Below are 5,486 nucleotides of genomic sequence, written 5' to 3' on the forward strand. Positions count from 1 at the left end.
AACCCTGGCGATGACCTACTCTCGCATGGCTTGAGCCACACTACCATCGGCGCAGCTACGTTTCACTTCCGAGTTCGGGATGGGATCGGGTGGTTCCATAGCGCTAATTTCACCAGGGAGGCGTTTGGAGTGTCGCCGTGGGTCATCGTGTCTTTGCAGGGAGCGGGGCACGTTAGTACCCTGCTTTACAAAGAGACGCGCCTACAGCGCCTGCCTCTCGTTTGGTCTTGTGACGTAGCGTGCACTTGGATCTATCGACATGTCATGTCGGCCAAGGCAACTTGAGGTTATATGGTCAAGCCTCACGGATCATTAGTATCAGTTAGCTCAATACATTGCTGTACTTACACACCTGACCTATCAACCACATAGTCTATATGGTTCCTTCAGGGGGCTTGTGCCCCGGGAGATCTCATCTTGAGGCGCGCTTCCCGCTTAGATGCTTTCAGCGGTTATCGCTTCCGAACATAGCTACCCGGCAATGCCACTGGCGTGACAACCGGAACACCAGAGGTTCGTCCACTCCGGTCCTCTCGTACTAGGAGCAGCCCCTCTCAAATCTCCAACGCCCATGGCAGATAGGGACCGAACTGTCTCACGACGTTCTGAACCCAGCTCGCGTACCACTTTAAATGGCGAACAGCCATACCCTTGGGACCGACTACAGCCCCAGGATGTGATGAGCCGACATCGAGGTGCCAAACACCGCCGTCGATATGAACTCTTGGGCGGTATCAGCCTGTTATCCCCGGAGTACCTTTTATCCGTTGAGCGATGGCCCTTCCATACAGAACCACCGGATCACTAAGTCCTAGTTTCCTACCTGCTTGATCCGTCGATCTTGCAGTCAAGCACGCTTATGCCTTTGCACACAGTGCGCGATGTCCGACCGCGCTGAGCGTACCTTCGAGCTCCTCCGTTACTCTTTAGGAGGAGACCGCCCCAGTCAAACTACCCACCATACACGGTCCCTGATCCGGATTACGGACCTAGGTTAGAACGTCAAGCACGACAGGGTGGTATTTCAAGGTTGGCTCCACTGCAGCTAGCGCCACAGTTTCATAGCCTCCCACCTATCCTACACAGACGAACTCAACGTTCAGTGTAAAGCTATAGTAAAGGTTCACGGGGTCTTTCCGTCTTGCCACGGGAACGCTGCATCTTCACAGCGATTTCAATTTCACTGAGTCTCGGGTGGAGACAGCGCCGCTGTCGTTACGCCATTCGTGCAGGTCGGAACTTACCCGACAAGGAATTTCGCTACCTTAGGACCGTTATAGTTACGGCCGCCGTTTACTGGGGCTTCGATCAAGAGCTTCGCCTTGCGGCTGACCCCATCAATTAACCTTCCAGCACCGGGCAGGCGTCACACCCTATACGTCCACTTTCGTGTTTGCAGAGTGCTGTGTTTTTGATAAACAGTCGCAGCGGCCTGGTTACTGCGACCCTCTTCAGCTATAGCTCGCATGAGCCACCAAAAAGGGTGCACCTTCTCCCGAAGTTACGGTGCCATGTTGCCTAGTTCCTTCACCCGAGTTCTCTCAAGCGCCTGAGAATTCTCATCCTACCCACCTGTGTCGGTTTACGGTACGGTCTGCGTAAGCTGAAGCTTAGGAGCTTTTCCTGGAAGCGTGGTATCAGCGACTTCGTCTTAAAGACTCGTCTCGGTGCTCGGTCTTAAAGGATCCCGGATTTGCCAAAGATCCAAACCTACCGCCTTTCCCCAGGACAACCAACGCCTGGTACGCCTAACCTTCTCCGTCCCTCCATCGCACTTACGCGAGGTGCAGGAATATTAACCTGCTTCCCATCGACTACGACTTTCGTCCTCGCCTTAGGGGCCGACTCACCCTGCGCCGATTAACGTTGCGCAAGGAAACCTTGGGCTTTCGGCGTGCGGGTTTTTCACCCGCATTATCGTTACTCATGTCAGCATTCGCACTTCCGATACCTCCAGCGGACTTCTCAATCCACCTTCAACGGCTTACGGAACGCTCCTCTACCGCGTACAACCCTGAAGGTTGCACACCCCAAGCTTCGGTTCACTGCTTAGCCCCGTTAAATCTTCCCCGCAGACCGACTCGACCAGTGAGCTATTACGCTTTCTTTAAAGGGTGGCTGCTTCTAAGCCAACCTCCTGGCTGTCTGTGCCTTTCCACATGGTTTTCCACTTAGCAGTGAATTTGGGACCTTAGCTGTGGGTCTGGGTTGTTTCCCTTTTCACGACGGACGTTAGCACCCGCCGTGTGTCTCCCATACAGTCCGTCTCGGTATTCGGAGTTTGCAATGGTTTGGTAAGTCGCGATGACCCCCTAGCCATAACAGTGCTCTACCCCCGAGAGGATACATATGAGGCGCTACCTAAATAGCTTTCGAGGAGAACCAGCTATCTCCGGGTTCGATTAGCTTTTCACTCCTAATCACAGCTCATCCCCGTCTTTTGCAACAGACGTGGGTTCGGGCCTCCAGTACCTGTTACGGCACCTTCACCCTGGCCATGACTAGATCACCCGGTTTCGGGTCTACTGCCCGCGACTATGCGCCCTTATCAGACTCGGTTTCCCTTCGCCTCCCCTATACGGTTAAGCTTGCCACGAACAGTAAGTCGCTGACCCATTATACAAAAGGTACGCAGTCACCCCTTGCGAGGCTCCTACTGCTTGTACGCACACGGTTTCAGGATCTATTTCACTCCCCTCTCCGGGGTTCTTTTCGCCTTTCCCTCACGGTACTGGTTCACTATCGGTCGGTCAGTAGTATTTAGCCTTGGAGGATGGTCCCCCCATGTTCAGACAGGGTTTCACGTGCCCCGCCCTACTCGTCTTCACTGAAATGGCCCTTTCAGATACAGGGCTATCACCTTCTATGGCCAGTCTTTCCAGACTGTTTTCCTAGAACCAAATCAGCTTAAGGGCTAGTCCGCGTTCGCTCGTCGCTACTTACGGAATCTCGGTTGATTTCTTTTCCTCTGGTTACTTAGATATTTCAGTTCACCAGGTTCGCTTCCAGCAGCTATGTATTCACTGCAGGATACCCGCAAGCGGGTGGGTTTCCCCATTCGGACATTACCGGATCAAAGCTTGTTGCCAGCTCCCCGATACTTTTCGCAGGCTGCCACGTCCTTCATCGCCTCTGACCGCCAAGGCATCCACCGTGTGCGCTTATTCGCTTGACCATATAACCGCAAGTTGCCTTGGGTTACATATATGACCTGGGGGTACAAAGCCCAGATACGAACTATAACGACTCAATTAATAAGAAGACATTTAAGTCTTCCGCCTTAGCCTCACGACACGTCAAGATAGATATCTCAAACGCTCGCTACGTCACAAGTTTTAAAAGAACATGTACCGGCCACAGTGCCGATCCATATAAATTAGTAAGTATGCTATGTCATTCAGAGAGTGGTGGGTCTGGGTAGACTCGAACTACCGACCTCACCCTTATCAGGGGTGCGCTCTAACCACCTGAGCTACAGACCCAAATGCGTCGACTCAAACCATGGTGGAGCCTGTCGGGATCGAACCGACGACCCCCTGCTTGCAAAGCAGGTGCTCTCCCAGCTGAGCTAAGGCCCCGATAATGGGACACCTCAAACCGTTTCCGGTTTGAATCTCTGAATGCAGGTACTTTGTGAAGACGCCCGACAGGACGATGCTGTCATGCTCAAAAGGAGGTGATCCAGCCGCACCTTCCGATACGGCTACCTTGTTACGACTTCACCCCAGTCATCGGCCACACCGTGGCAAGCGCCCTCCCGAAGGTTAAGCTACCTGCTTCTGGTGCAACAAACTCCCATGGTGTGACGGGCGGTGTGTACAAGGCCCGGGAACGTATTCACCGCAGCAATGCTGATCTGCGATTACTAGCGATTCCGACTTCATGGAGTCGAGTTGCAGACTCCAATCCGGACTGAGATAGGGTTTCTGGGATTGGCTTACCGTCGCCGGCTTGCAGCCCTCTGTCCCTACCATTGTAGTACGTGTGTAGCCCTGGCCGTAAGGGCCATGATGACTTGACGTCATCCCCACCTTCCTCCGGTTTGTCACCGGCGGTCTCCTTAGAGTTCCCACCATTACGTGCTGGCAACTAAGGACAAGGGTTGCGCTCGTTGCGGGACTTAACCCAACATCTCACGACACGAGCTGACGACAGCCATGCAGCACCTGTGTTCGAGTTCCCGAAGGCACCAATCCATCTCTGGAAAGTTCTCGACATGTCAAGGCCAGGTAAGGTTCTTCGCGTTGCATCGAATTAAACCACATACTCCACCGCTTGTGCGGGCCCCCGTCAATTCCTTTGAGTTTCAGTCTTGCGACCGTACTCCCCAGGCGGCGAACTTAACGCGTTAGCTTCGATACTGCGTGCCAAATTGCACCCAACATCCAGTTCGCATCGTTTAGGGCGTGGACTACCAGGGTATCTAATCCTGTTTGCTCCCCACGCTTTCGTGCCTCAGTGTCAGTGTTGGTCCAGGTAGCTGCCTTCGCCATGGATGTTCCTCCCGATCTCTACGCATTTCACTGCTACACCGGGAATTCCGCTACCCTCTACCACACTCTAGTCATCCAGTTTCCACTGCAGTTCCCAGGTTGAGCCCAGGGCTTTCACAACAGACTTAAACAACCACCTACGCACGCTTTACGCCCAGTAATTCCGAGTAACGCTTGCACCCTTCGTATTACCGCGGCTGCTGGCACGAAGTTAGCCGGTGCTTATTCTTTGGGTACCGTCAGAACAGCTGGGTATTAGCCCGCTGCTTTTCTTTCCCAACAAAAGGGCTTTACAACCCGAAGGCCTTCTTCACCCACGCGGTATGGCTGGATCAGGCTTGCGCCCATTGTCCAATATTCCCCACTGCTGCCTCCCGTAGGAGTCTGGACCGTGTCTCAGTTCCAGTGTGGCTGATCATCCTCTCAGACCAGCTACGGATCGTCGCCTTGGTGGGCCTTTACCCCGCCAACTAGCTAATCCGACATCGGCTCATTCAATCGCGCAAGGCCCGAAGGTCCCCTGCTTTCACCCGAAGGTCGTATGCGGTATTAGCGTAAGTTTCCCTACGTTATCCCCCACGAAAAAGTAGATTCCGATGTATTCCTCACCCGTCCGCCACTCGCCACCCATAAGAGCAAGCTCTTACTGTGCTGCCGTTCGACTTGCATGTGTTAGGCCTACCGCCAGCGTTCACTCTGAGCCAGGATCAAACTCTTCACTTAAAATTACATGTCCGAAGACAAAATACTTAAAGCTACAGAAGAATGATTCCGGCAACTCAATACGTTCTTTCGAACGTGCTTTATTGCTTGATCAAACGTCTGCAAAATGGACTAGTCATCCTTCCTGCAGGGCGCCTTCACAATAATACCTGCGCATACTTTCAAAGATCAGGGGAAGTGGCCTCAGCGCCGTTCCCGTGTGCAGCGACGTTTCCGTCGTTGCGAGCCGCCCATTATAGCGGGCTTTTCCGCTTCGTCAACACCTTTTTT

The 5,486-nt window shown here is 53.3% G+C and carries 2 tRNA genes and 3 rRNA genes; all 5 read right to left on the bottom strand.

Annotated elements, in window-relative coordinates:
• Positions 1-2: 2 nt before the first annotated feature.
• Positions 3-117, bottom strand: a 5S ribosomal RNA gene (gene rrf, locus IFT65_RS18420).
• Between the two features lie 174 nt (positions 118-291).
• Positions 292-3,175 (bottom strand): 23S ribosomal RNA (locus IFT65_RS18425).
• A gap of 230 nt (positions 3,176-3,405) precedes the next feature.
• Positions 3,406-3,482, bottom strand: a tRNA-Ile gene (locus IFT65_RS18430).
• Between the two features lie 20 nt (positions 3,483-3,502).
• Positions 3,503-3,578 (bottom strand) — tRNA-Ala (locus IFT65_RS18435).
• 91 nt (positions 3,579-3,669) lie between these two features.
• Positions 3,670-5,216, bottom strand: a 16S ribosomal RNA gene (locus IFT65_RS18440).
• The 16S, 23S and 5S rRNA genes sit together here with 2 tRNA genes alongside, the layout of an rRNA operon.
• Between the last annotated feature and the right edge of the window lie 270 nt (positions 5,217-5,486).

The sequence above is a fragment of the Stenotrophomonas sp. CFBP 13725 genome (assembly GCF_014841935.1).
GTDB lineage: Bacteria > Pseudomonadota > Gammaproteobacteria > Xanthomonadales > Xanthomonadaceae > Stenotrophomonas.